We start from the raw sequence: 25785 nt of genomic DNA on the forward strand, positions 1-25785 counted from the left end.
TTCACTCCTCTCGAGAATTTCGTTCGTGGTGAACGTCCTTTACTTGACAGTCAAATGACCCATCTTGTAAACGAACCTTTACTTGGTCACCGATATTTACAGTCGATACCGTTTTTACAAGGGCATCTTTTTCTTCGTATACAAGACTATAACCACGGTTCATTACTTTTAACGGACTTAATGCGTCAAGTTTGGAAACGATCTGATCGTAACGAGATTGATAAGCTTCTTTTTGTTTTCCAGCTGCATGAATAAGTAAGTGATTTACTTGACCGAGCCGCTCGTAAGCTGTAGCAATCTGCTGTGAGGGGTGTTGAGCGCGCAATTGCTTGACAAGCTGTTCATATTGAAGACGTTTTTGTTCACCTAGCCTGCGCGTTTCTTTCCTTAATCTTTCCGTATTGCGGTCTAACTCTTCTTCCTTTTGTTGAAGAAGTCTTCTTGGGTATCGAAATGCATACGATTTCGTTAAATAACCAAGACGTTCTTTTTCCATCGTCACTTTCTCACGCACAGCCTTGAATAATTTCTGCTCAAGATAACGACGCTTTGCTTCGACTTCCATTGTATCTGGTACGGCTAACTCAGCTGCAGCAGTTGGTGTTGGTGCTCGAAGGTCAGCGACAAAGTCACTAATTGTCACATCCGTTTCATGACCAACTGCCGAAATAGTCGGGATAGAGCAATGATAAATGGCTTCTGCGACAGCTTCTTCGTTAAAAGCCCACAGTTCTTCTATTGAACCTCCACCTCGTCCGAAGATCATGACATCGAACTTTTTCATCGCATCAGCTTGACGTATCGCATGCACAATAGCAGGAGCAGCTCCCTCCCCCTGTACTAAAACAGGAAACAATGTGATCTGCACTTGTGGAAAGCGACGTTTTAATGTCGTAACAATATCTCGTACCGCTGCTCCTGTCCTTGATGTAACCACTGCAATTGAACGGGGATAATTCGGGATTTGACGCTTTTTCTCATTGTCAAACCAACCTTGATTTGCGAGCTTTTTTTTCAGCTGTTCATAAGCTAAAAATAGATTCCCCATCCCATCTGGTTGCATATCTTTAACATAAAATTGATATTGACCATACGGTTCGTATACCGACACGTCACCTCGAACAAGAACACTCATTCCATTTTCTGGGATAAACGTCAAGTGACGGTTATTTCCAGCGAACATGACCGATTGAACCCTTGATTTTTCATCTTTTAATGTAAAATACATATGACCGCGACTATGCTTTTTGAAATTTGAAATTTCCGCACGCACCCATATATTTTGTAGTGCATCGTCTCGATCGATTAACCGTTTCACCCATTTCGTGAGTGACGAAACCGAATAAAATTGGTCATTCGCCATCTTACCACGACTCCTTACTTTTGGGATTTCCGTGCAGATTGAATCGTATTGTGCAGAAGCATCGTGATTGTCATTGGACCAACGCCTCCTGGTACAGGTGTGATATACGAGACAAGCGGTTCTACTTCATCAAACGCTACATCGCCTGTGAGTTTCCCTTCTTCAGTACGATGAATGCCCACATCGACAACGACCGCCCCACTTTTTACATCAGCAGCACCAATAAAATGACGTTTACCCACAGCTACAATTAAAATATCTGCTTGTTTTGTCAACTCACGCATATTTTTTGTACGCGAATGACAATATGTAACTGTTGCATTTTCACGTAAAAACAATTGGCCTACAGGCTTACCAACAATATTACTTCTCCCTACAACAACGACGTTTTTACCTTCTATTTCAATATTTTTAGATTTGACCATTTCAACAATACCAAAAGGCGTACACGGTAGAAAACCTTCTTCGCCGACCATCATGCGGCCGATATTTACAGGATGAAAGCCGTCTACATCTTTATTTGGATCAATGGCTTCGATGACAGCTTTTTCAGATATATGGTTTGGTAGAGGTAATTGCACGAGAATGCCATGAATATGTTCAGCTTGATTAAGCTTGTCTATTTTATCTAATAGCTCTCTTTCAGTTGTAGAAGCTGGCAATTCATCTAGTTCAGAATGAACACCGACTTCCGCACAGGCGCGCTGTTTTGAACGAACGTACGTTTGTGAAGCTGGATCTTCTCCAACAAGAATAACCGCGAGACCAGGCTTGACCCCATTTTCCTCAAGCTCTTTCACTTCCATTTTCATGCTTTGTCTCTTTTCTTGAGCTAACTCTTTACCAGAAATGATCGTTGCCATGATACATCCTCTCCCTCATTCATATCATTATCAAAGCAAACACCTAAAGAACTTACTGATCCTTCGTTGTGATTGATTTTGAAACACTTGAAAGTACACCATTTACGAAGCGGCCTGACTCTTCACCATTGAATCCCTTGGCTAAATCGATTGCTTCATTCAAGCTCGCATTCATCGGAATTTCTTGTTCATATAACATTTCATACGTAGCAAGTCGTAAAATCGCACGGTCTACATTCCCAATACGATCAAGAGACCAATTCGTTAAATGTTCTTTAATGCACTCATCAACTTCATCAAGGTGATTGACCGTACCTTCAACAAGCTTCGTAAGGAAATCATCACCTTCTTCTTCCTCTTCTAAAGCTGCTTCAATTGCTAGGACAGGATCTTCTTCAGTCAGATCCACTTGATATAATGCTTGCACTGCTCGTATTCTAACTAACCTACGGTTCATAATTCGTCATATCTCCTTTAGTCTTTCTCTTCCTGATGTATATTTCCCTCTATGATGATAGCATATGTTAAAGAAGGAATACAGATTGGAGACAAAAGTATAAATACCTACAAGCTGTTTCTATACCCTATATATAAAGGGTCAAACACTCCAAGCTTATTCGAACATCTTTCGAATATCAAGCTTAGAGAGTTAGACCCTCTGATGACCTTTATTTATGAGGGGCTATCTTGCTTATCCTCTTCCCCCTCTTGCTTGTCCGTTTCTAATTGAACACCCACAACATGAACATTCACTTCTAATAGCTTGATCGCCGTCATCGTTTCGATCGTTTGCAAAATATTTTCTTGAATCTTTTTACACACTTCTGGCACAGAAACACCATAAGACATCACTGTATAAACATCAACTGTAATCCCTTCTTCGTTGAGGTCTACTTTGACTCCTTTACCGTGGGCTTTCTTACCAAAGCGCTCAGCTACACCTGAAGCAAAATTACCACGCATTGTGGCAACACCTTCAATCTCAGATGCTGCAAGGCCTGCAATGACCTCAATAACCTCTGGAGAAATTTCAACTTTTCCTAACTGCGACTTTTCCTCATCAAGGTCGATGAGATGATTTTCTTTCATCACGCATCCTCCTTTATTATGACAAATTACATATCTTCATCATATGTTAGTGGGTATGTCTCTAAAAACTTGGTATTGAAATCGCCACCCGTAAATACTTCATGTTCAAACAAACGTAAATGGAATGGAATCGTCGATTTCACACCTTCAATAACAAATTCTCCAAGAGCTCGATGCATTCGTGCAATCGCTTCTTCTCTCGTCGGTGCATGGACGATAAGTTTTGCCACCATTGAGTCATAATGTGGTGGAATCTTGTAACCAGGGTAAACGGCCGAATCGACTCGTACACCGAAACCGCCTGGTGGTAAATACATCGACACTTCCCCAGGAGATGGCATAAAGTTTCTTACCGGGTCTTCGGCATTAATTCGACACTCAATCGACCACCCATTATAAGTGATGTCACTTTGAGTATAGGAGAGCTCATAACCCGATGCAACCAAAATTTGCTCACGAATAAGATCAACACCCGTAACCATTTCTGTAACCGGATGCTCAACTTGAATGCGCGTGTTCATCTCCATGAAGTAAAATTCTCCACTTGTTCGGTCATAAATAAATTCAATCGTGCCTGCTCCATGGTAATTTACTGCTTCAGCTGCTTTCACAGCTGCTCTACCCATTTCATCTCGTTTCGCCTCATCAATAGCAGGAGAAGGTGTCTCTTCTACAAGCTTTTGCAAACGTCTTTGGATCGTGCAATCACGCTCTCCTAAGTGGATCACATTCCCGTATGTATCGGCGAGTACTTGCACTTCTACATGACGAAAATCTTCAATGAATTTTTCTAGATAAACACCGGCATTTCCGAAGTTCGATTGCGCTTCATTTTGTGTAATCGTAATCCCATTGCGCAACTCTTCTTCATCTCTAGCAACGCGGATTCCCTTTCCACCACCACCAGCTGTCGCTTTAATGATGACAGGGTAACCAATTTCCTCAGCGATCCTCGCTCCCTCATCAACACTGTCGATGAGTCCATTTGACCCTGGTACAATCGGTACGCCCGCTTCATGCATTGTTTTTCTTGCTACGTCCTTGGTTCCCATACGATTAATTGCGTCAGGACTCGGACCAATAAATGTAATATTACATGCAGAACAAATTTCTGCGAAATCTCCATTCTCCGATAAAAATCCATAGCCCGGATGAATAGCGTCAACTTCTGTTAACGTTGCGACACTCATGATGTTTGTAAAATTTAAATAACTTTCACTCGATAGCGCTGGCCCAATACAGTACGCTTCATCCGCTAAACGGACGTGTAATGCATCACGATCAGCCTCTGAATAAACCGCTACCGTTTCAATATTTAGCTCCTGACATGCTCGAATGATTCGAACTGCAATTTCTCCACGATTGACGACTAAAACCTTCTTAACCATTGAACCCCTCTCCTATCCTGTACGAACTAAAAATAACTCTTGTCCATACTCAACAAGTTGCCCATTTTCAACGAGGACTTCGACGATTTCACCCTTAACTTCTGCTTCGATCTCGTTCATGAGCTTCATTGCTTCTACGATACAAACAACGGAATTCTCTTGTACATGATCCCCAACTTGTACGTAAGGGGCAGAGTCAGGGGATGGCGCTTGATAAAACGTTCCAACCATAGGTGAAGTAATGGCTTTAATACCTTTTTCATTAGAACTATGAGTTGGTTCTTCTTGTATCGGATTCTGTGGCTTTAGTTCTGTAGTAGGCTGTTCTACCTGTCTTTCTTCTTGCGGTACTGGAGCAGCTGGCGTTGTAGGCGCAGCAGTGACTGTCTGAACACCTTCAACAACAGTTTGCTTCTCAGCACCTTTTACTTGTTTGCGCATCGTTACCTTTGCTCCACCTTCTTCATACTTAAATTCATCAATACTAGAATCATCGATCAACTTAATGAGTTCGCGTAACTCTTGGATCTTCAATGTTATGTCACTCCTTTTCGCATTTCATTTTTAATATAAAATTATCAAGCATCAAAAAAGCAACTTTTATTTCGTATTAGGACTACGTCCTAATTTGTATGCTACATGAATTTATGTAAATTGGGAAGCATTTTTCTATGACTATGTTTAAAATTCTCTACTTTCATCATCGGCTAATCAATACGATGTTAAACTTTTGTTTTTGTGAATATAACAAAACGAGTAAGCACAAAATTTTGAGCAAGAGCGGTCTACAAGCAGAAAAACATGTTTAAATAAGGCTGTTTTCGTAAACTTTGTTTCTGATGAACTCGGAAGAGCGAAAAGGTGGCGGCGCCAGGTTGGCTAAATGCCGTCACGTTCACGTTTTCGTTCGCTTCGGACATTGATTCCGTTATCCGCTTAAAAAAGGCTGTTTTTGAGCTTTCTTCGGACATGAGTTCCGCTATTTGTAATAAATCGCCTTCATTGCCTGCAAAAGAGAGGAATAACGGAACATATGTCCGTGAGCCGTGATCCACGAGCCATATTCACCTGAGATCCAAATCACCAACTCCCACCTGGAGCGTATCAGAGTGTAAACTAATTCTTAAAAAGCAACAACATCTTAGAAAACAGCCATTAAAAAAGAGCGACACTTTGCCGCTCTTTTTGATTTACTCTTCTTCGACTTTTTTCTTGTATTCGCGGAAAACAGGAATTTCTGATAAATTATCAGGAATTTTTCCTGTTTCTAATAAAATCAATTTAACAATATCTTTATTTCTAGCCATATGATACTTCTCACCATATGTATTTTCTTTTGTATACCTCTTTAAGTTTTGGTAATCTTCTTCTTGAATCGAAATCGGTTCTTTATCCCCGGATTCCTCTTGACTCTGAACAAAGCCAACATCAAACTCCACAATTTGTACTTTATCGTTTTTAACATTACGAGTCTGCTCTAATACTGCCTTTGCTCCTTCAGTTAAATCGGTCCAATCCATGATGACCTCTCCTTTTCTCAATAGTTCATTTTACGTGTCATTTCAACTGTTTATATTAACAGAGTGAGTGATCTATTTGCGTATTATACCATTCTTAAAGAAAAATTCACATCAAAAAACCAAGCCCCTTTTATCAAAGGAGCCTGGTTCATTTTTATTCACCCGATTGAAACCCTACGAGAACTGTTTTGTCACCAAGGTGTTCATAGGCCATCTGTTGAATTTGAATCACTTCTTCTTTCGAAAGCTCATCAGTTTTTACAAGAATGCGAACTTGTTGATCTTCAGTAATAACAAGCGCATCATCATATCCATCAGATTGGATCAAGCTTTCCAGCATTTCTTCTCTTTGAGCAAGTTTCTGCAATTCTTCCATGCTGTCCAATGCTTCACTTTGCACCTCTACAGATGCGTCTGCACTAGCGACCACACTAACATATTCTTCATTCATTCTTGCACGTGCGTCTTGGCGATTTAAACGAATCGTGTCAAATGTTTCACTGCTAGAAGCTCCAGGAATAAAACTTTCCACTTCTTCTCCATCTTCTAATTCAATTAACTCTTCTTCACCTTCAATTTCCATCAAAGAAACCTCAATATCATCTACACCTGCTTCAGTTGCTCCTTCTTTATTTTCTCCTTGAATGCCTTCTAGTTCACTTTCCATATCAACAAGTCCTGAGACATCTTCAGAGATTTCTTCATCCATTTCATCGTCAACAAGGGCTAAATGTTCTTCAGGTGACGCAGTTGGGGTTGTTAAATAATAAACTGAGAGAACAATAATTAAACTTAACATCGTTAATAACCAGACCGTTTGACGTTTCAACACCATTTATGATTCCTCCTCTATTTGTTGTTTCGGTAATACTGAGATTCGATGGGAAGGTACATCTAGTACACGTGAAACTGCCTCGACAACCCACATTTTCACTTGGGAGTTCTCAACACCATTTGCAACAACAAGAACTCCACGAATCTCTGGTTTTTCTGTCTTTACGATCAACGGTTTCTCACTTTCTCCATCACGGACAATGACAACCTCTTCTTCTATTGTTGAATCTTCAACGTTTCGTTCCCCTCCTTCATAATCGTTTTCTTCAGTGTTTTGTATTTTTTCGCTGACATTTTTTTGATAAACGTCACGCTCAGTTTCATTGACGTTTACCATCACAGTTACATCAGATAAGCCAACAACTTGCTCTAATGCATTAGTCAACTGTTTTTGATAATATTTTTCATAATCACCCATCGTCTCTGGCGCTACGTTTTCATTTTCTGATTTCCCAAAAACTTCAACGGCCTCATCCCCCTCTATATCTACCGAGAGATTTTCCTGGTTCGATTCATCATCATTTGAGCTAAGCAGCGGACCAGAAAACATTAAGAATGTTCCAATAACAAGAAGAATCACAATGTACTTCACCTTTAAACCTTGCCCCGTTTCATTTCGTAGCCAATCAAACCATGTTCGCTTTTCACTCACTGCTCTCCCCCTTTCCAACGACCGTTATGCGCTCTGAAGGTATTTGCCACACATCTTCTAATCGCTTTCGTATGAGATCTTTTTTGTCACCATCTTCACCTCGCCCCTTCGTTTCCGAGCCCTCCTCAGTAAACGATTGACTCGTATCAACTTTTACTGTTTCTACCTTCTCAATTTTTTGAATTTCGCCATCTTCATTTCCTGAATCTTCTCCTTCAGCCGAGGTGTCAGAAACGGTAACTTCGATCATTTCAATATTTCCTAATACATCATTCTCATCCTCTTCAATTAACGTTGGCGCCAAAACGATCGAAACATCAGTAACATGCTTATCCATCTCATCTAGTACCTCTTGATCATTGGCTTGTTTTTGGAGTTGGACAGCCATTTGTTCTGAAATATATGCAAGCTGATTCGATTCTATTTCACTTTTCTGTTCTTCCATTGACCAATCAGCTGAATTTTCTTCACCTACACCGGACCATTCATCTAATGAATCTAACCATTCATCAGCACTCATTTGAAAAACGTAAAACACCGGTTGCAGCATCACAACAAGAATAATGAGTCCAATGACTAACCTGACGTAACGTTGAAGCTGAGAATTAGGGAGAAGTAATTCAAGAATGGTCGCAAATAATACTAAAAATATTAATTGAGCAATCCATTCTGTTACAAATGACACCAAAAACCCCTCCCTTTTTCCCTCTCGTATCGTTAGAACTAACGAATCATTAATGATAAATTCCCTGATATAACAACCACTGTAATCACTAAGAAAAACATTAAACTTACTGTTGCGAGCGAAGCAAAAATAAATAACATTGACTTCCCTACTTCTGATAACACTTTTATAAGCGGACCATCTCCTAATGGTTGAATGATCGCAGAAGAAAAACTATATATAAAAGCGATCGCAAGTACCTTAATTGCCGGGAAAGCACAAATCAGTAATAAAAGAACAAGCCCTACAACACCGACTGTATTTTTCAACAATACAGATGCACCCATCACGGTGTCAGCGGCATCCGTAAACATTCGCCCAACAACAGGGACAAAGTTTCCTGTTACAAATTTTGCTGTTCTGACCGCAATCCCATCAGCTACAGCCGTCGCAGCACCTTGAACAGAGATAACACCTAGAAACATTGTTAAAAAAACAGCCAGTCCTCCTACAGCGATATTGCGGAGAAAAGATGATAATTTCGTCAATTTATAATGGTCACTCATCGTGCTAACAATACTTAGTAAAGCCGATAAAAAAAGCAAAGGCAACACGAAGTATTGAACGAACAACCCGCTCGTCTGTACGAGAAAAATGATCAACGGATGAAAAAGTGCAACGGACGTCACACCACCCAAAGTGGCCATAATAACGAGTAAAATTGGCATAAGCGCGATCATGAAATTAGTCATCGTATCGACCGTTTGCATCGTAAAGTCAATAGCGACATGGAAGCTATTTAAAACAAATGATAGTAAAATCAAGTAAGTAATCGCATATGCAACTTTACTAATCGTATGTTTTTCAAAGGCGTTTTGTAGATGCCTTAATATAAGGCTGAATATTGCCAACAATATGAGTGTCCCAAGTAGCTGGCCATGAACAATAATTTCGTGAAACGCAAAGCGAACAAATCCAAGCCCCCACTCTTTCGGGGAAAATTCTTGATCACCACGGACAAACTCCATGAAAGAACCTCTCTGAATTTCAGGAAAAAAACCCCCGTATTCATTTACGACCTCTTCCCAAAATTGTTCAACCTCTTCAAGACCAAGGTCTTCCAACTGTTCTTCTACCATTCCTTCTTCATCAAATGTGTCCGTTGCATCATCAACAGCTTGTACGTTTCCAGGAAATAAACAAACGATCATAGCGATACCAAGGACGAACAACAATGGTACGCGCATCCGTTTCCCTCCGCTCTTAATTCGGCAATAATCCAATCACAGTTTCAATAATTGCTGTAATAATCGGTATGGCCATAACCATAATGATGACCTTCCCACCAAGTTCAATCTTCGAAGCTATAGCTCCTTGCCCAGCATCTTTGGCAATTTGTGCACCAAATTCAGCGATATATGCAATGCCTATAATTTTTAAAATCGTCTCCATATACACCATATTGATTTGCGCACTTTCAGCTAATTCTTCTAACATGGCAACAATATTGGCGATTTGTTCAGCTAAAAATATAAAAATGATGACGCCGACAAAGACGGTGAGCAAAAATGCAAAACTCGGGTTATGTTCTTTGACAATGAGCGCTAAAAACGTCGCAACGAGACCAAGACCGACGATTTGTAATATTTCGATATGAACCACCTCCCTCAGTTTTGAAAGAGGAAGACGCTACGTATTGTTTGAAACAGGTCATCGACGACATTAACAACCATATACAAAACGATGACGAAGGCTAAAAGTGTAACCCAATGCGCGATCTCTTCCTTCCCCATTTGCTTCAATACTGTGTGGATCATGGCAACGACGATTCCTACCCCTGCGATTTGAAAAATTAAATTAACATCGTAATTCACGTACCCTTCCCCCTTTGCGAAGCTAAATCAGTATGATTGTCATTAACAAACCGCCCAAAAACCCGAGACTCTTATACATATTTTCACTGCGTTTTTGCTTTTCAGATGCTTCTAACTCTTGTCTATCTATATTTGATAACGTTAATTTCACTTGTTTTTGTTGTTGCTCTAAATCTTGCTGACCTAACGATGCACCAAATTGTAAAATGACATCTAAATCGGATTGTTGTAGACAAGAATGCGCCTTTAACGATGCCAATGACTTTGTCCAAGCTTGATAAGCTGAAGACTCTCCTTTTTGCAATGCATCTGAAAAGGTAGAAAAAAAGGTCGATACCGGAGAAGGGACCTGTTGCGATACACGATGACACGCTTCAGCAAGTGGGGTCATTGTATAGACCATCTCTGCTTCTAAAGAAGTGATCGCTTGTTTCATATCACGTAACTGCTTTGTCCTTTCCTTCAAATTCCTTGCCAAGGCAAAGCCGATACCCGTCGATGCACAAATAATAAAAATAGCACCCAGCAGTTTCATTTTGACACCGCCTGTGTAACATCTCTCGGTCGCCGAATTGCTGCAATGGTGCCTGGTTTTGAATGAGGTGCGAATTCCACAAAACGCTCAAACACATTCCCTTCCCATAGTGGCTCCAGTGCCGGCCTTCGTCTTACATCATGCCAATCGTCTCCATGCACAGACGCAATCACTCTTACGCCTGCATTCATCGCTTCTACGATGGCTTCAGTATCTTCTTTGCGACCGATTTCATCAACGACTAACACATCAGGGCTCATTGAGCGAATCATCATCATCATTCCTTCTGCTTTCGGACATGCATCAAGCACATCAACTCTAGGCCCGAAAGTATGTTGAGGAACACCTTTTAACGATCCTGCAATCTCTGAACGTTCATCAACAATACCGACCTTTTTAGCAGGGAGACGCTCAGAAGGGAATCCTTCACTGATGATTCTGGCGATATCACGTAGAAACGTCGTTTTCCCTGTTTTCGGAGCGCCGATCAGAAGCGTACTTTTCCATTTCCCAGCTTGTATTAACCGAGGCACATAACGATCGGCTACACCTAAAGTTTGTTTAGCAATTCGAATGTTAAAAGAGCTAACCGCTCGAATCCCCTTAACTCGGCCTTGGTCAGTGACAACTTTGCCCGCCAGACCAACGCGGTGACCGCCTTTAATCGTTATATAGCCACGTTTTAATTCTTCATCTAAAGTATAAAGAGAATAGTTACTTAACTGGTTTAAGATGTATTGCATCTCTTCATCACGAACACCTTGTTGACTTCCCTTTCCAGGCAAATACATCACCCGTCCGTTGACATCTAATTCTAGCGCTTGTGAATGGCGAATTCTTATTTCTTCGATTTTTTGAATCTCACGTTCATCAATGCTATTTATCCAATGAACGAGGCGTTTGGGTAAAACGTCAAAAACCTCTTTCACGCTATTCACCTCGACCTTCAATGTGTACATGCCTTTGTCTCCAAATGTATGCATGTACAACAGCAATATGCTTTTAATAATATGTCATTTACACTTCTATTATTTTCATGTCAGCTGTTTTGTACTAGCTTATGTCGCCCGTCCAATATTCAGAACGTCAAAACAAAAAAAACCTCACCATGAGCCAATTTGTTTGTGGCTATGATAAGGCCTTTAAATATTCACATCCCATATTTTCATGACTTGTTTTACGAAATTTGGCTTTTAACGACTGCGATAAGTTGCTCCTCATCATCCATCCATTCCTCAAAGGAGGATCGATCAACACAAAAGGAACTCTCATAAACCCCTTGTTTGTAAATATCGAGGCAATACATATTACCCCAATGATTTGTATACTCAATTTCATATCCTTCAGATAAAGATCTGAGATTACGGTCAGGAGACACCGTTATGCCATCATTTTGCTTAACATGTGTTTCTGCAAGTTGTTGAAGTTCCCCTTCATCCCACTCTTGAAATTGCAACCGGTCAGAACAAAATGCCCCAAAATCTTTACCATCTTTCATAACTTCAACACAAACAACATCATCAGAAAACTCATAATAACGAACTATAAGTTGATCACTTAACTGCAGTTGATTTCGTTTCAACCCATTACCTCCCCTCTTTACTCATTAATATATGCTCTTTGTACAATTAGGATACCCATCCATATTACGATTTAAAAGCTGAATTTTCCGAAAATTAAAGCATAAAAAAGACCAAGGCGCCTTTCGAGAACACTCGAAATTGCGACTTGGTCATGTTTTTACTATGCTCGGGACTGATATTCCCCTTTACGCGTATCAACAACGATGACTTCACCTTGGTTAATAAAGAATGGTACTTGCACCGTCAATCCTGTTTCAAGCGTTGCTGGTTTCGTACCTCCAGAAGCTGTGTCACCTTTAATACCTGGTTCTGTTTCCGTCACTTCTAGTTCCACAGTATTTGGCACTTCGACACCTAGTGTTTCTCCTCCATAAGTCATAATTTGCACTTCCATATTTTCTTTTAAATAGTTCAATTGTTCTTCAATTTGACTCGTTTGTAACTCGAGTTGTTCATACGTGTTCATATCCATAAACGTATGTGTTGCACCACTTGCGTATAAATACTGCATTTTATTGTTTTCAATATGTGCTTTTTCTACTTTTTCACCGGCACGAAACGTTTTTTCTTGAATCGCACCCGTACGTAAATTACGTAACTTTGAACGGACAAATGCTGCCCCTTTTCCTGGTTTAACATGTTGGAAATCGACAACTTGCCAAATACCATTATCTACTTCGATCGTAAGACCCGTTTTAAAATCGTTTACTGAAATCATGATTTTGTTCCTCCTCTTTTATTCACCTAAAATTAATAGTTCTTTTGTGGATTTTGATAACGAACGGTTTCCATTTTCTGCAATAACCGTATCATCCTCGATTCGTGTGCCACCAACCCCAGAGATATAAATTCCTGGTTCTACCGTCACAACCATACCGGGCTTCAATGTTACATTACTACGGTGAGACACACCTGGACCTTCATGAACTTCCATACCTAGTCCATGACCTGTAGAATGACCAAAATATTTTCCATAGCCTCGTTCAGTAATATAATCGCGAGCAATTTTATCAGCTTCTTTGCCGGTTAAACCTGCTTTTATTTGATTCATAGCAAGTTTTTGTGCTTCGTATACCGTATTATAAATGGCTTTCAATTCTTCTGATGGCTCGCCGACAGCAACAGTACGTGTAATGTCCGAGCAGTACCCTTTATAATAGGCACCGAAGTCAAGGGTAACAAGTTCCCCATGTTGAATCGTTTTTTCACTTGCAACTCCGTGCGGAAGTGCAGATCGATAGCCTGAGGCCACGATAATATCAAATGATGAAGAAACGGCTCCTTGTTTACGCATGAAAAACTCAATTTCATTCGCAACATCAATCTCTTTTACACCCGGCCTTATGAAGCTTTGAATATGATTAAATGTTTCATCAGCGATATCTACCGCTTCTTGCAACGTTTGGATTTCTTGCTCGTCTTTGACCATACGTAACTTTTCAACAAGCCCACTTACTGGTACGAGGTTTGTATTGACCTTTTCTCGGTATGTCTCGTATTGTGCATATGTAAGGTGATCTTTTTCAAAACCTACCTTCTTTAACCCCAATTGTTCAATTTGGTTTGCTACTTCATCGACAATTGGACCACTATGTTCAACAATCTCAAACCCTACAGCTTGCTCTTCTGCTTGATCGGTGTAGCGAAAATCAGTAATTAATTTTGCTTCATTTTCACTTATAAGTACAACACCTGCAGTACCTGTAAACTTTGATAAGTACCTCCGATTCGTAGAGCTTGCAACAAGAATCCCATCGATGCTCGCATCTTGAAACGTCTCCCGCAAAGCCTGTAATCTACTCACTGTCATTCCTCCTCAACAAATAATCAATGGCCATTTCGTAACCTAAAAAGCCGAAGCCTGACAATTGACCAACGCAAACCGGAGCAGTGACAGACGTCTGGCGAAATGATTCACGAGCGTGAACATTTGATAAATGGACTTCAACAGTCGGAATAGATAAACTCGCGATTGCATCACGTAATGCATAACTATAATGCGTAAAAGCGGCCGGGTTGATCACAATACCTTGGCAATCTTCCTCTGCTGTGTGCAAGAGATCAACCAACTCACCTTCATGGTTGGATTGTTCCATTCTTATTGATACACCACGTTTATTTCCGAATTTATCTAAACGCTTTTTCAAGTCTTCCAATGATTCACGCCCATAAACATCAGGTTCTCTCGTTCCTAATCGGTTCAAATTAGGACCATTAAGTATGAGGACCTTATCCATAAACTCCCCTCCCTAACGACAAAAGCATGGACCGCGATTTCAACACGCACGCATCCTTGTTGCACATTTTAACACACTGGTCTAGCTTTGAATAGACTGCTGGGCTCGTTCATCTTGCTGCTCCTGATATTCATAAGAGATCGAATACCCAATAAACAAACCATAAACAACGTAGATACAAGCACTTGTAATGATCGTATTAATGTCTAAGTTGAACAACGATTTTAAACCTGGGAACATCGGATTTAACAGTCCAAATACAATAATCCATAACCCCGCACCAAACAGTAAACCTGGCCATATACTATTAATTTTCACAAATAACAATCTGTATAAAAAGGCAACGCCAATAGAAATGAGTGAGATCACGAGAATACCGACAATTTGTCCAATCCACGTCTCTTTCCAAGGGCCAAGTGCCCACGGCATTAGCGCCATTGCTGGACCAACTCTTATAAAGTTAAGAATAAACGCAACGTAACCGACAATCCCCCAAATAAGACCTCCAAACATTCCTGTAATCGTGACATACACAGGAAATGACATCGATGGTACGCCTTCAGGAATTTGGTCTTGTTGTTGATTTTGTTGATTCTCCGAATTCTTATTTTGACTCATTGATATCACCTCAAAAAATAGCATGCCCAATAACAAATATTTTTTGCACATTTTATATCCAGGTGTAAAAAGGAAGAAATTCGGGAATAGTAAAACAGTAGTACTTATCACCTTGGAGATCTCCCTCCTTTTCGTGTACAATAAGGCTATCAAGTTTCCTTCATACCGTAAGGAGTGGTGATATTAATTAATTGAAGTAAAAAAAGCTAGCATTTTTGAATACCTTGATTCGAAACCGCCCTAGTTTTTTTACATAATGACGGTTTAATTTGAATTGAGACTTGGAGGTGGAACGATGTTTCGTCACTCTATACACCCTATGATCCTTATTATCTTTGCACTAGCCATAATTGGCTTGGGATACCGCCTGTTTACAGAGCCTGGTCGTTTCCTTTTATCTTTGTTAACGACGGTTGCTATTGCTGGTGTGATCATTTGGGTTTTCAAACGTTTTGTCATCCCCAAAATGTCTGGAGGCTACCAGACACAATATCAACCTGTAACTAGCCGCCCACCTCGATCACATTACGGAAAGAAAGCATCTAAAACAAACAAAGCTGCTTTTTGGAAAAAGGATAAAAAGAACCAACAAAAACGGACGACTCGCCCTCTTGTAAAAAAACAATCTGACGTTCAATTAAAAGTCATTGAAGGGAAAAAGAACAAGAAAAAGAACCGAGCCTTATTTTAAAAGCTTGGTTCTTTTCTATAACATAAGAAAGGAGCAGTGACGTTTTATGGACCTTAACAGTACTGTATTCACTGAATTTTATACGAATACGAGTGTAACGAACGTTATAACTTCACACTTCCCTCTTTTATTCACGATCGGTCTATTATATTGGAGTATAAATAGAACTGTTGGCTTTCATTTACTTCTTATTAGCAGTTTTTCTTTATCATTAAGCTTATTATTTCATCAGTACGTTCCGTTAATTTATACGAACAACACAACAGTTACATTTACACATCCTCATATACAACTTGTCACCGCTCTATTTGCGTATTTTATTCCTCTCATTCGAAATAAAAGGCAACTCTTGCTTACGCTTTCTCCTATTGTCTTGATCAGTTTTTTCTTTTTCTTTTTGGCTGAAACTCACGTTTATACAATTGCTGGAAGTGTTGTTATAGGTGGTTTTATCATTTACATGTTTTATCGAAGTTTCGATTGGATTGAAGGAATGCCAGAAAAAACGTTTATTTTTCTCACCCTACTCATCCCAAGTGCTCTCATAAGTCTCATTTATCCACTCACTTCAGCTATGATTTATCCTGGTATTCTGTTTGGGGCTAGTATTGGCTACTCTTTAGAAAGACTGAAAGTACGAAGTATTATTAATGGTGCTTCTTTAATCAACAGGTGTATTGCATTTTTCATAGGTAGTGCAGGGGTTATTGCTATTTATTTTGTTTTTCGTTTACCTTTCGTACAGCTACCATTTTTTTCATTCACCTTTGGAACCATTGTCACGCTTTGGATAACATTCATCGCACCTTACATGTTTTATGCATTGCATTTATATTCACGAGAAGGAAGTATTCGCCACATCACTTAAGGCCAGCGGCTTAAAAATTCGTTGGTCTTACGTTCACCTAATTTTATTAATTCTTGACGCTCTTTTGTATCTAATTGAAAATCTGTCACAGATACATCCTTCACCGGAATAAAGACGATACTTTCAGCTTCATGCTTAGCAATATATTGTCGGTCATGGGCGCTCTGCATTGTTTGTAAAATAGAAGGGACCATTTCTAATCCATTATCTATTTTCCTTTCCGGTAATGGTTCGTTACTTGCTGACAGTTGAAAACCGATGATCGGGCGCTTCTCCTTTTTATCTCTTTTGGAAAATAGCCAGATTGGAAAGTTACTCAACACAGCCCCGTCTACGATGACCGATTCATATTTCGAACCTCCTTTTAACCGTACCGGTTCGAACAAAAACGGCAAGCTACAACTCATGCGCACTGCTTTCGCAACAGAAAACTGATCTGCTGACTTTCCGTAACGTGGCAAATCGTCAGGGAGTATGAAAAATTCCCCATACGATAAATCTGAAGCCACCATCCGTAGACTTCCTTTCGGTAAGTCTGCGAACGTGCGAACCCCCTTTTTTTGTAATAAGTCCGTTAACCACGCTTCAAACTTATCTCCCCGATACAAACCTAAATAGCGATAAAGGGAAACCCACTTTAAAACACGGGGAGATAATGAAAAAAATTTCCTATGCTCAAGAATATCACTCGGTTCGAATGTTTCCATCGTACGTTCAAGCTCATCACTACGGTATCCTGCCATATACAGAGCTGCAGTAAGGGCACCGGCACTTGTACCTGCAACACGAGTTAAGTTGACACCTGCTTCTTCTAATGCTCTTAATGCTCCAATAAAAGCAAATGCTTTAACGCCACCACCAGCAAAGACACCATCAGCCTCCATTCACTCACCTCCTGATCTTTAAAGTTTATGAATGAAGGGAAGAAAACAGAATAAAGCACAAAATAAAAGTCAAGCCCTGCGTGAAGGTTTGAGTAAAAAATCCAAGATCTCAACCACTTTTCCTGCACGAAGGCCTGACTTTCAATATTCACTATAACATTATTCTTCAATTTCACTTTCTCTTTGTACTTGACGTAGTTTCTTTATTCTCTCTTCGTCTTCACGAAAGTATTGCACAAGGTCACCAATACGGTCTATCGCATCCCAACTTAAATGATGTTCGATACCTTCCACATCTTCGTAAATGTTTTCACCTGCGACACCGATAATATCCATAAAGTCTTCTAGTAAATCGTGACGATATACGAGACGTTTTCCGATCTTTTTCCCTTTTGGCGTCAATACGAGCCCACGATACTTTTCATAAACTAAGTATTGACTTTGGTCCAATTTCTGGACCATTTTTGTTACCGATGACGGATGGACTTCGAGTGCTTCGGCAATATCAGAAACTCGCGCGTATCCTTTTTCTTCTATTAACAAATATATCCGTTCTAAATAATCTTCCATACTCGGCGTCGGCATGGTGTTCCCTCCAATAAAATACTAAACGTATACGTATGTATCATCAATGTTTATTAAAATCATTATACAATAAAAGTAGGTTGGACACTAGGAGATGTAGCTGAAATCATCATTGTCATTATGAAAAGCCTGTCCAGTGGACAGGCTTTATATTTACAAGCCACACTTTAGTTGTGCATTACAGTTCGTACACGTGTTACAACCACCGATATCTTCGACTGTTCCTTGACGACAAACCGGACATGTATCTCCGATTTCTGAACCGATACTTACTGACGTTGAACGCAAATCTGTGATCGTATCGACAACAACGACATGGTTTCTCTCTTCTTCAGTTTCAGCTACCTCTTCACCAGAGCCTTGGTCTTCAGCTTTTAATGTTAAAACTTGTGAATCACGACTACCATCTACATAAACGGTACCGCCTTTTGCTCCACCTTTGTATAGTCGTTCATAAACATTTTTTACTTGGTCGACTGTATACCCCTTCGGAGCATTAACTGTTTTACTCAATGAGCTATCAACCCAACGCTGAATGACGCACTGAAGGTCAGCATGTGCCTCTGGTGACAAATCCATACTTGAAATGAACCATTCAGGTAAATTGTCACGATCTGCTTCTGGGTGTTCGTTTAAATACTCTTGTAAAATATCTGCATTCACTTCAATAAACTTCCCTAATCGTCCACTTCTAAAGTAAGAGAAAGAAAAATATGGTTCTAAGCCCGTACTTACACCTACCATCGTACCCGTACTTCCAGTAGGGGCAACTGTCAATAAGTGCGAATTTCGAATACCATATTTTAAAACACCTTCACGAATATCTTCAGGCATTTTATACATATACCCTGTTGAGGTGAACTTTTCACGAAGATGATTTGTTTCAGCCTCATTTTCACCCATTAAATACGGAAATGAACCTTTCTCTTTCGCTAATTCAATACTCGTACGATAAGCGGTTGTAGCAATCGTTTCAAAGATCTGGTCAACAAGCTCATTTCCTTCTTTAGAGCCATAAACCGTCTCGGTGTAAATCAATAGGTCATGTAACCCCATGACGCCAAGACCTACGCGCCGCTCTCCCTTTGCTTGTTTCGTATTTTCTTCCAAGAAATAAGGGGTTGCATCAATGACGTTATCTTGCATACGCACACCGGTTGCGACCGTTTGCTTTAACTTTTCAAAGTCTACCGTTTTCGTTTCTCGATCTGCCATCTCTGCTAAATTGACTGCTGCCAAGTTACAAACAGAATATGGTGCTAAAGGTTGCTCACCACATGGGTTTGTTGCAACAACTCTTTGACCGTACGCACTTGCATTTGTCATTTCATTTGCGTTATCGATAAAGAAGATTCCTGGTTCAGCTGAATAAGTTGCACAAATATTAATCAGATTCCATAACTCACGCGCTTTAACCGTACGATATGTCTTAATTGAAAAGCCCAGTGCTTCCCACTCACGAACATCGCCATACTCCTGCCATTCACGGTTATATGCTTCCATTTCGCTTTCGGAATAATTCTCCACATTAGGAAAACGAAGTTGATAGTCATCGTCATTTTCAACAGCTTCCATAAAGTCATTTGTTAAACATACAGAAATATTAGCGCCAGTTAAAAACTCAGGATTATTTACAGTATACGTGCCACCAATACGAAGTTTTTCTTTCGCATCGTTAATCACACTTTGATCGAATCCGCCCTTCCCTGGGATTGCTTCATAATTAACAATCGACTGATACATAGATTCTTCCAATTGGGTAAGCGGTGTAAATTTCAGCTTTTGTTTGACAAGTTTTTGAATATATTCATCGTCACTATTTTCCAATAGATAACGTAAAATACGCGGGTTTTGCATCTTAGAAATGATAAATTCTAAAATATCAGGATGCCAATCGGCGAGCATAATCATTTGCGCACCGCGCCTTGATCCACCTTGTTCAACAAGATGTGTCAATTTTGCGATGTCATCCAGCCATGATACCGACCCTGACGATTTTCCATTCACACCTCGCGCCAATGTGTTTCTCGGTCGTAAAGTAGAACCGTTCGTTCCAACGCCTCCTCCACGACTCATAATTTCCATCACTTGCTTACGATGTTCTGAAATCCCTTCTCTGGAATCTTGAACAAAAGGCATCACATAACAGTTGAAATACGTAACATCCGTTTCTGCACCAGCTCCGTAAAGAACACGACCTGCCGGAACGAAATTCATCGATACGAGTTCATGATAGAAAGATTGAAATGCTTGTTCTCGTTTTTGTGGTTCCACTTCCACAGAAGCCAAACCTGTCGCATTTCGTTTTGCAATTTGTTCATAATAAATTTCTAACGGCTTATCAATGGAATCAATTGTTCGAACAACAACCCCCGTTTCTTGTTCTGCCGGATTTTCAATTGCTGAACGAAATTCATCGTCGATGGCAATCTTAGCAAGGTCGTTTTCGAGGTCTAACGCTTTTATAAAACCATAACCACGTGCTGGAAACTTCGGATCTTCTTTTACTGTTAAGACCACAAAGTCTCCTTCCTTCAACGTTTTCTTCTCCGTGTCCTTAAATGTATATCGGTCAAGCATCACGAGTCGCGAAACGCCGTTCTTCGTTATGTGCATATCTGATGTTATCGAATGTACTTGCGGAAATTGTTCGATATCACGATTTAATTGTTCGACATTAATTTCTTTCGTAAATGTGCTCGTAGTCATGGCCTTCTCCCCTTTTCGACTTGTTACGAGATTGATAGTTTTTGCGATCTGCGATGTTTCTACCAATGTTTGTTAGTTTAGCTTAACATAGCCCGCTTCAATCATCAATATATAGTGTACCCTTTCGCGAGAATGATACCACATATTGATTCAGAGAACAGATTTTATAGATTTGTCAAAATCAAAATTTTACGTTAACTGACGAATTTAAGCCATAATTCACGAATTCGTTAGCTAAATGTCAATGAGCGACATTTTTTTCGTTTGTCATATAGCAATAAAAAAGAAAGATGACCAAGCCTTTCAAGACCTGTCGAAAAAGAATCCTACCACAAAAAACAGTTCGGAAAAAGACTTGACGAATGAAAGATCATCATCTCTTATTTACAAGTGATAGAAAAGATAGATTTTACGGCTTCAAAACGAAACTTCCCCAAAAAAAGACAAAAAAAGTACTACGACAATCATCGTAGTACCTTCAGTTACAAACGAAAATTCCACTCATCATTTGCATACTTTTCATTCATCAAACGGTCCACTTCTTGTTTCATTTCATCGGTTAATGTTAATGGCTCTAATTGAATATTTAGCGCGTCAGCAAAACCTTGTTTAAAGGCAATGCTAGCTTCAGCAATCGTCACAGGTTGCTCTCGCAATTCGTTGATCGCAACGGCCTTGTTTTTAAATTGGCGTTGCATCCGTTCGCGAATTCGGTCATTTCGATATTGAAACATATCAAACAGCTTATCCTCATCTAAATCGAGAATGATTGACCCGTGCTGAAGGATAACACCTTTTTGTCTCGTTTGTGCACTACCTGCTACTTTACGCCCTTCAACGACAAGCTCATACCAAGAAGGTGCGTCAAAACAGACAGCGGAACGAGGCTGTTTTAATGCATTACGTTCCTCTTCTGTACGCGGAATTGCAAATTCAGCCGATAGTCCTAATTTTCGAAAACCTTGTAAAAGCCCTTGAGAAATAACACGGTAAGCTTCCGTCACAGACTCAGGCATATCCGGGTAATCTTCTGTGACGATGACACTATATGTAAGTTCTTGATCGTGGAGGACCGCTCTTCCACCAGTCGCTCTTCGTACGAAACCGACTTGATGATTTCTGACAGCTTCCATATTTATATCTTTGTCCACCTTTTGGAAGTACCCGACCGAAAGCGTTGCAGGGTCCCATGTATAAAAACGAATCACTGGTGGAATTTTCCCACGACTATGCCAAGATAATAACACCTCATCAACTGCCATATTATACGCTGGACTTCCAGCACTCGTATCAAGAAAAGCCCAAGTTTCCATTGTCCACGTTCCTTTCTTTTTTTCAGATACAATGTCCATCATAGATGAAAATGAATGAAACGTCCAAATATCGGCTCGTTTCATCGTTAAAGTGGATTTTGGCTTGTCTGATATTCCATTTTCGTTTAATATGGACGTTGAGCAAACTTGAAAAGGAGTGGCCTAAAAATGGCTTGGTTATACGTTATACTTACGATAATTCTCATTATTTTCATCATTAGTCGACTCAAAAAACCGAGTGATGTAAAGTCTGTCACAACTGAAGAGTTCAAAGAAGGCTACCGCAAAGCACAACTTTTCGACATTCGTGAAGAAAAAGAATTTAATACTGGACACATCTTAGGTGCCCGCAACCTTCCCCTTTCACAAATGAGACACCGACTTACTGAAGTACGTCCAGATCAAGCTGTGTATTTGTATGACCAAAATGGTTCACGCATCGCACAGGCATCGAAATTATTAAAGAAAAAACGCGGTGTTGAAGAAATCGTTGCACTTAAAGGCGGATTTAAAAAATGGACTGGCAAAATTAAAAAATAAACGGAATGGTGAGCTTAAAAGTCCACCTCTCCGAAGTTGCATTTTAGCAACGTAAAAGATGACCTGCGCATATGTAGATGCTGCAGTATCGCCCACCTAAAAATAAATCTCGCCAAAAGGAGGAATGCCTACTTGGCATTCCTCCTTTCGTCTGTAAAATTATGACTTCTGATAGCGAAGAACTGGCTTTCTCGCAGCCGTTGTTTCATCAAGTCGCCCCAACACTGTTTCGTGTGGTGCCTCTTGAACGGTTTCTGGTTCTTCTTCTGCTTCTTTGGCAATTTGAATCATCGCATCAATAAATGCATCAAGGGTCTCTTTCGTCTCCGTTTCTGTTGGCTCAACCATCATACACTCGTCTACATTTAACGGGAAGTAAATTGTAGGCGGATGGTAACCAAAGTCCAACAACCTCTTTGCAATATCTAATGTACGAACACCTAATTTTTTCTGCTTCCTTCCTGACAAAACAAATTCATGTTTACAATGTTGTTCATAAGGTGCATCAAAATATGGAGCAAGCCTTCTCATCATATAATTTGCATTTAAAACTGCATTTTCTGATACTTTCCTCAACCCTTCAGCGCCCATTGTTCGAATATAAGTATAGGCTCGCACATTAATACCGAAGTTACCATAGTAAGGTTTTATACGACCTATTGAATCAGGACGTTCACTTTCGCGGTTAAACCGATAATAACCTTCTTCTTTTACAACCGTTGGAACAGGCAAGAATCGGGCTAGTTCTTCTTTAACACCAACTGGTCCCGAACCAGGACCACCACCTCCGTGCGGTGTTGTAAACGTTTTGTGTAAATTTAAATGAACAACGTCAAAACCCATGTCCCCTGGGCGGGTAATCCCTAAAATGGCATTAGAGTTTGCACCATCATAGTAAAGCTTACCTCCAGCTTCATGAACCACCTTTGCCATCTCAACGATTTCTTCTTCAAACAAACCAAGCGTATTTGGGTTTGTTAGCATAAGAGCTGCTGTATCATTTCCTACCACTTCTTTTAAATGATCAAGATCAACAAGTCCACGGTCATTAGACTTCACAGTTACTGCATCAAACCCTGCAACTGTCGCTGATGCAGGATTTGTACCATGAGCGGAGTCTGGAACAATGACTTTCGTTCTCTGGAAATCGCCATTCGCTTCATGAAATGCACGAATTAACATTAAACCCGTCCACTCGCCTTGGGCTCCAGCTGCCGATTGTAGTGTTACTTCATCCATTCCCGTAATTTCTGCTAAGGAGTTCTGTAATTCATACATAAGCTCCAATGCACCTTGGACCGTTGACACTGGTTGATACGGATGAATATGTGCAAAACCAGGCAGACGAGCAACATCTTCGTGTACTTTCGGATTGTATTTCATCGTACAAGAACCAAGTGGATAAAAACCACTGTCAACACCATGATTTCTATTTGAAAGGGAAGTATAATGTCTCATCAATTGCAATTCTGATACTTCTGGCAAATCAGGCGGCTCTTCTCGCACATAGTTAGTAGGAACCAACTCACCGATGGACTGTTCAGGTACATCCAAGTCAGGAAGGCTATAACTAACACGGCCAGGTTCACTTAACTCAAATATTAGTGCATGTTGTTTTTCACTCATACGATCTCCTCCAATCCGTCTACGAATCGATCGATTTCTTCTTTCGTTCTTAGTTCCGTAACAGCGATTAACATTTGATTCTCACGTTTTTGATCAATCGACCCTAGATCAAAGCCACCTAACATCCCACGCTTTAACAATTCCTCGTTCACTTCTGCAACAGTTTTTTTCACATCTACCACAAACTCATTAAAAAATGGTTGCTCATAAACTGTTGAAAATCCAGCCTCATTTAAGCGATTTTTCGCATAGTGCGCTTTTTGAATGTTTTGATTCGCCATATCTTGAACACCTTTTTTACCAAGTGCAGACATCGCAACAGAAGCAGCTAATGCATTCAAAGCTTGATTAGAACAAATATTTGACGTCGCTTTATCACGGCGAATATGCTGTTCGCGTGCTTGTAACGTCAACACGAACCCACGCTTTCCATTTTCGTCTTTTGTTTGTCCTACGAGGCGACCAGGGACTTTTCGCATGAACTTCTTTGCAACCGCAAAATAACCACAATGAGGCCCACCATACTGTGAAGGAATACCAAATGGTTGCACATCACCTACGACAACATCCGCACCAAAATGACCCGGTGGTTGGAGGACACCTAAACTTAATGGGTTGCTCGAGACAACAAATAACGATTTCTTTTCATGAACCACTTTTTCAACCGCCTCTAAATCTTCAAGGTGACCAAAGAAGTTCGGATGTTGGACAAGGACACAAGCTGTATCATCATCATACTTCTCTTTTAAATCGTTCAAGTCTGTCGTCCCATTTGCGATCGAGACCGTTTTCACCTCGACGTTCTGACCTTTTGCAACTGTCTTTAATACTTGTAATGCTTCGGGGTGAACAGATTCAGAGACGAGCACCGTATTTTTCTTCGTTTGCCCTACACTCATCATCGCCGCTTCAGCAAGTGCTGTCGACCCATCGTACATCGATGAATTAGCAACTTCCATTCCTGTGAGCTCGCAAATCATCGTCTGAAACTCAAAGATGGCTTGTAATTCACCTTGAGAAATTTCAGGTTGGTAAGGCGTGTAAGCCGTATAAAATTCAGAACGAGATATGACGTGATTGACGACACTTGGAATATAATGTTCATACACACCTGCACCAAGGAAAGAAACATAGTCATTTGTATCAATATTTCTTTTCGCTAACCCTTGTAAATGTTTGACGAGTTCCGGTTCAGACAACGAAGGTGGTAATTGCAAATCTTCTTTATAACGAACTCCAGCAGGTATATCAGCAAATAAATCCTCAACTTGTTCAACGCCAATTTCATCAAGCATTTTTTGTTGATCACGGTCGGTCGTAGGTAAATAACGATAATTCATTGATACAAC

The 25785-nt window shown here is 40.2% G+C and carries 30 protein-coding genes; 3 read left to right on the forward strand and 27 right to left on the reverse strand.

Features of this window, described 5'->3' with window-relative positions; all coding sequences use genetic code 11:
* Window position 1: 1 nt before the first annotated feature.
* The 21 genes from xseA to HNQ41_RS06140 all read right to left on the reverse strand — a co-directional run bounded on the left by xseA (window position 2) and on the right by HNQ41_RS06140 (window position 15220).
* Complete coding sequence (gene xseA / locus HNQ41_RS06040; RefSeq protein WP_184663512.1) at window positions 2-1363, reverse strand: exodeoxyribonuclease VII large subunit; 1362 nt, start codon at window positions 1361-1363, stop codon at window positions 2-4.
* A gap of 14 nt (window positions 1364-1377) precedes the next feature.
* Window positions 1378-2229 carry a bifunctional methylenetetrahydrofolate dehydrogenase/methenyltetrahydrofolate cyclohydrolase FolD gene (gene folD / locus HNQ41_RS06045; RefSeq protein ID WP_184663592.1) on the reverse strand — a complete coding sequence of 284 codons (852 nt, stop codon included), beginning with the start codon at window positions 2227-2229 and terminating at the stop codon, window positions 1378-1380.
* A 49-nt stretch (window positions 2230-2278) separates the two neighbouring features.
* The gene (gene nusB, locus HNQ41_RS06050; RefSeq protein ID WP_184663513.1) at window positions 2279-2683 is read right to left on the reverse strand and encodes a transcription antitermination factor NusB; all 405 of its coding nucleotides are present in this window, start codon (window positions 2681-2683) and stop codon (window positions 2279-2281) included.
* A 215-nt stretch (window positions 2684-2898) separates the two neighbouring features.
* The gene (locus HNQ41_RS06055) at window positions 2899-3315 is read right to left on the reverse strand and encodes an Asp23/Gls24 family envelope stress response protein (RefSeq protein ID WP_184663514.1); all 417 of its coding nucleotides are present in this window, start codon (window positions 3313-3315) and stop codon (window positions 2899-2901) included.
* A gap of 26 nt (window positions 3316-3341) precedes the next feature.
* Window positions 3342-4703, reverse strand: a complete 1362-nt coding sequence (gene accC, locus HNQ41_RS06060; RefSeq protein ID WP_184663515.1) for an acetyl-CoA carboxylase biotin carboxylase subunit — start codon at window positions 4701-4703, stop codon at window positions 3342-3344.
* Window positions 4704-4715: 12 nt separating this feature from the next.
* Window positions 4716-5237, reverse strand: coding sequence for an acetyl-CoA carboxylase biotin carboxyl carrier protein (accB, locus tag HNQ41_RS06065; protein ID WP_184663516.1), 522 nt, complete (start codon window positions 5235-5237; stop codon window positions 4716-4718).
* Window positions 5238-5488: 251 nt separating this feature from the next.
* Window positions 5489-5758, reverse strand: coding sequence for a hypothetical protein (locus HNQ41_RS06070; protein ID WP_184663517.1), 270 nt, complete (start codon window positions 5756-5758; stop codon window positions 5489-5491).
* A gap of 135 nt (window positions 5759-5893) precedes the next feature.
* Window positions 5894-6223, reverse strand: coding sequence for a hypothetical protein (locus HNQ41_RS06075; RefSeq protein ID WP_184663518.1), 330 nt, complete (start codon window positions 6221-6223; stop codon window positions 5894-5896).
* 154 nt (window positions 6224-6377) lie between these two features.
* Window positions 6378-7058: a SpoIIIAH-like family protein gene (locus tag HNQ41_RS06080; protein WP_184663519.1), complete on the reverse strand. Its 681-nt coding sequence runs from the start codon at window positions 7056-7058 to the stop codon at window positions 6378-6380.
* Window positions 7059-7709: a stage III sporulation protein AG gene (spoIIIAG, locus tag HNQ41_RS06085; protein ID WP_343043334.1), complete on the reverse strand. Its 651-nt coding sequence runs from the start codon at window positions 7707-7709 to the stop codon at window positions 7059-7061. It lies immediately after the preceding gene.
* Complete coding sequence (gene spoIIIAF / locus HNQ41_RS06090) at window positions 7702-8394, reverse strand: stage III sporulation protein AF (RefSeq protein ID WP_184663520.1); 693 nt, start codon at window positions 8392-8394, stop codon at window positions 7702-7704. The genes spoIIIAG and spoIIIAF overlap by 8 nt, the downstream gene beginning before the upstream one ends.
* Before the next feature lie 38 nt (window positions 8395-8432).
* Window positions 8433-9620: a stage III sporulation protein AE gene (gene spoIIIAE / locus HNQ41_RS06095; protein WP_184663521.1), complete on the reverse strand. Its 1188-nt coding sequence runs from the start codon at window positions 9618-9620 to the stop codon at window positions 8433-8435.
* A gap of 16 nt (window positions 9621-9636) precedes the next feature.
* Window positions 9637-10026, reverse strand: coding sequence for a stage III sporulation protein AD (spoIIIAD, locus tag HNQ41_RS06100; RefSeq protein WP_343043335.1), 390 nt, complete (start codon window positions 10024-10026; stop codon window positions 9637-9639).
* Window positions 10027-10040: 14 nt separating this feature from the next.
* Complete coding sequence (gene spoIIIAC / locus HNQ41_RS06105) at window positions 10041-10247, reverse strand: stage III sporulation protein AC (protein ID WP_184663522.1); 207 nt, start codon at window positions 10245-10247, stop codon at window positions 10041-10043.
* A gap of 22 nt (window positions 10248-10269) precedes the next feature.
* Window positions 10270-10782, reverse strand: a complete 513-nt coding sequence (gene spoIIIAB / locus HNQ41_RS06110) for a stage III sporulation protein SpoIIIAB (RefSeq protein WP_184663523.1) — start codon at window positions 10780-10782, stop codon at window positions 10270-10272.
* Window positions 10779-11711 (reverse strand): stage III sporulation protein AA, encoded by a 933-nt coding sequence (spoIIIAA, locus tag HNQ41_RS06115; protein ID WP_184663595.1) that lies wholly within the window; start codon window positions 11709-11711, stop codon window positions 10779-10781. Before spoIIIAA ends, spoIIIAB begins: the two co-directional genes overlap by 4 nt.
* A gap of 248 nt (window positions 11712-11959) precedes the next feature.
* On the reverse strand, window positions 11960-12364 hold the full coding sequence (locus HNQ41_RS06120; protein ID WP_184663524.1) for a hypothetical protein: 405 nt from the start codon (window positions 12362-12364) through the stop codon (window positions 11960-11962).
* 161 nt (window positions 12365-12525) lie between these two features.
* Window positions 12526-13083, reverse strand: coding sequence for an elongation factor P (gene efp / locus HNQ41_RS06125; RefSeq protein ID WP_184663525.1), 558 nt, complete (start codon window positions 13081-13083; stop codon window positions 12526-12528).
* A gap of 18 nt (window positions 13084-13101) precedes the next feature.
* On the reverse strand, window positions 13102-14169 hold the full coding sequence (locus tag HNQ41_RS06130; RefSeq protein ID WP_184663526.1) for a M24 family metallopeptidase: 1068 nt from the start codon (window positions 14167-14169) through the stop codon (window positions 13102-13104).
* Window positions 14162-14602 carry a type II 3-dehydroquinate dehydratase gene (gene aroQ / locus HNQ41_RS06135; RefSeq protein WP_184663527.1) on the reverse strand — a complete coding sequence of 147 codons (441 nt, stop codon included), beginning with the start codon at window positions 14600-14602 and terminating at the stop codon, window positions 14162-14164. The genes HNQ41_RS06130 and aroQ overlap by 8 nt, the downstream gene beginning before the upstream one ends.
* Before the next feature lie 81 nt (window positions 14603-14683).
* Window positions 14684-15220 carry a YqhR family membrane protein gene (locus tag HNQ41_RS06140; protein ID WP_184663528.1) on the reverse strand — a complete coding sequence of 179 codons (537 nt, stop codon included), beginning with the start codon at window positions 15218-15220 and terminating at the stop codon, window positions 14684-14686.
* Between the two features lie 295 nt (window positions 15221-15515).
* On the opposite strand from HNQ41_RS06140, the gene HNQ41_RS06145 reads away from it, so the two are divergent.
* Together HNQ41_RS06145 and HNQ41_RS06150 are read left to right on the forward strand one after the other, a co-directional pair.
* Entirely contained in the window at window positions 15516-15911 is a 396-nt protein-coding gene (locus HNQ41_RS06145) for an SA1362 family protein (RefSeq protein ID WP_184663529.1), read from the forward strand.
* Window positions 15912-15957: 46 nt separating this feature from the next.
* Window positions 15958-16779: a hypothetical protein gene (locus HNQ41_RS06150; RefSeq protein WP_184663530.1), complete on the forward strand. Its 822-nt coding sequence runs from the start codon at window positions 15958-15960 to the stop codon at window positions 16777-16779.
* Here HNQ41_RS06150 and HNQ41_RS06155 read toward each other — a convergent pair.
* The 4 genes from HNQ41_RS06155 to HNQ41_RS06170 form a co-directional block, all read right to left on the reverse strand.
* Window positions 16776-17663, reverse strand: a complete 888-nt coding sequence (locus HNQ41_RS06155; RefSeq protein ID WP_184663531.1) for a patatin-like phospholipase family protein — start codon at window positions 17661-17663, stop codon at window positions 16776-16778. The two genes, HNQ41_RS06150 and HNQ41_RS06155, sit on opposite strands and share 4 nt — an antisense overlap.
* A 159-nt stretch (window positions 17664-17822) precedes the next feature.
* Window positions 17823-18248, reverse strand: a complete 426-nt coding sequence (gene mntR, locus HNQ41_RS06160; protein WP_184663532.1) for a transcriptional regulator MntR — start codon at window positions 18246-18248, stop codon at window positions 17823-17825.
* Between the two features lie 153 nt (window positions 18249-18401).
* Window positions 18402-20957 (reverse strand): vitamin B12-dependent ribonucleotide reductase, encoded by a 2556-nt coding sequence (locus tag HNQ41_RS06165; protein ID WP_184663533.1) that lies wholly within the window; start codon window positions 20955-20957, stop codon window positions 18402-18404.
* A 482-nt stretch (window positions 20958-21439) separates the two neighbouring features.
* Window positions 21440-22270, reverse strand: coding sequence for a lipoate--protein ligase family protein (locus HNQ41_RS06170; protein ID WP_184663534.1), 831 nt, complete (start codon window positions 22268-22270; stop codon window positions 21440-21442).
* A gap of 168 nt (window positions 22271-22438) precedes the next feature.
* Here HNQ41_RS06170 and HNQ41_RS06175 point away from each other — a divergent pair, with 168 nt between their 5' ends.
* Window positions 22439-22810 (forward strand): rhodanese-like domain-containing protein, encoded by a 372-nt coding sequence (locus HNQ41_RS06175; protein WP_184663535.1) that lies wholly within the window; start codon window positions 22439-22441, stop codon window positions 22808-22810.
* A gap of 159 nt (window positions 22811-22969) precedes the next feature.
* Here the strand turns inward: HNQ41_RS06175 and gcvPB are convergent, their stop codons facing one another.
* Window positions 22970-24436, reverse strand: a complete 1467-nt coding sequence (gene gcvPB, locus HNQ41_RS06180; protein WP_184663536.1) for an aminomethyl-transferring glycine dehydrogenase subunit GcvPB — start codon at window positions 24434-24436, stop codon at window positions 22970-22972.
* On the reverse strand, window positions 24433-25776 hold the full coding sequence (gene gcvPA / locus HNQ41_RS06185) for an aminomethyl-transferring glycine dehydrogenase subunit GcvPA (protein WP_184663537.1): 1344 nt from the start codon (window positions 25774-25776) through the stop codon (window positions 24433-24435). Before gcvPA ends, gcvPB begins: the two co-directional genes overlap by 4 nt.
* Window positions 25777-25785: the final 9 nt, after the last annotated feature.

The sequence above is a fragment of the Texcoconibacillus texcoconensis genome, assembly GCF_014202575.1.
Lineage (GTDB): Bacteria > Bacillota > Bacilli > Bacillales > Salisediminibacteriaceae > Texcoconibacillus > Texcoconibacillus texcoconensis.

What these genes read in the sequence shown, in the direction of transcription:
- nusB (WP_184663513.1), bottom strand. Translation starts at nt 2,683, where the DNA reads ATGAACCGTAGGTTAGTTAGAATACGAGCAGTGCAAGCATTATATCAA.
- aroQ (WP_184663527.1), bottom strand. Translation starts at nt 14,602, where the DNA reads ATGGATAAGGTCCTCATACTTAATGGTCCTAATTTGAACCGATTAGGA.
- spoIIIAE (WP_184663521.1), bottom strand. Translation starts at nt 9,620, where the DNA reads ATGCGCGTACCATTGTTGTTCGTCCTTGGTATCGCTATGATCGTTTGT.
- gcvPA (WP_184663537.1), bottom strand. Translation starts at nt 25,776, where the DNA reads ATGAATTATCGTTATTTACCTACGACCGACCGTGATCAACAAAAAATG.
- spoIIIAB (WP_184663523.1), bottom strand. Translation starts at nt 10,782, where the DNA reads ATGAAACTGCTGGGTGCTATTTTTATTATTTGTGCATCGACGGGTATC.
- HNQ41_RS06175 (WP_184663535.1), top strand. Translation starts at nt 22,439, where the DNA reads ATGGCTTGGTTATACGTTATACTTACGATAATTCTCATTATTTTCATC.
- HNQ41_RS06145 (WP_184663529.1), top strand. Translation starts at nt 15,516, where the DNA reads ATGTTTCGTCACTCTATACACCCTATGATCCTTATTATCTTTGCACTA.
- HNQ41_RS06170 (WP_184663534.1), bottom strand. Translation starts at nt 22,270, where the DNA reads ATGGAAACTTGGGCTTTTCTTGATACGAGTGCTGGAAGTCCAGCGTAT.
- HNQ41_RS06140 (WP_184663528.1), bottom strand. Translation starts at nt 15,220, where the DNA reads ATGAGTCAAAATAAGAATTCGGAGAATCAACAAAATCAACAACAAGAC.
- gcvPB (WP_184663536.1), bottom strand. Translation starts at nt 24,436, where the DNA reads ATGAGTGAAAAACAACATGCACTAATATTTGAGTTAAGTGAACCTGGC.
- accC (WP_184663515.1), bottom strand. Translation starts at nt 4,703, where the DNA reads ATGGTTAAGAAGGTTTTAGTCGTCAATCGTGGAGAAATTGCAGTTCGA.
- HNQ41_RS06075 (WP_184663518.1), bottom strand. Translation starts at nt 6,223, where the DNA reads ATGGATTGGACCGATTTAACTGAAGGAGCAAAGGCAGTATTAGAGCAG.
- HNQ41_RS06150 (WP_184663530.1), top strand. Translation starts at nt 15,958, where the DNA reads ATGGACCTTAACAGTACTGTATTCACTGAATTTTATACGAATACGAGT.
- mntR (WP_184663532.1), bottom strand. Translation starts at nt 18,248, where the DNA reads ATGCCGACGCCGAGTATGGAAGATTATTTAGAACGGATATATTTGTTA.
- HNQ41_RS06055 (WP_184663514.1), bottom strand. Translation starts at nt 3,315, where the DNA reads ATGAAAGAAAATCATCTCATCGACCTTGATGAGGAAAAGTCGCAGTTA.
- efp (WP_184663525.1), bottom strand. Translation starts at nt 13,083, where the DNA reads ATGATTTCAGTAAACGATTTTAAAACGGGTCTTACGATCGAAGTAGAT.
- HNQ41_RS06080 (WP_184663519.1), bottom strand. Translation starts at nt 7,058, where the DNA reads ATGGTGTTGAAACGTCAAACGGTCTGGTTATTAACGATGTTAAGTTTA.
- xseA (WP_184663512.1), bottom strand. Translation starts at nt 1,363, where the DNA reads ATGGCGAATGACCAATTTTATTCGGTTTCGTCACTCACGAAATGGGTG.
- HNQ41_RS06165 (WP_184663533.1), bottom strand. Translation starts at nt 20,957, where the DNA reads ATGACTACGAGCACATTTACGAAAGAAATTAATGTCGAACAATTAAAT.
- HNQ41_RS06155 (WP_184663531.1), bottom strand. Translation starts at nt 17,663, where the DNA reads ATGGAGGCTGATGGTGTCTTTGCTGGTGGTGGCGTTAAAGCATTTGCT.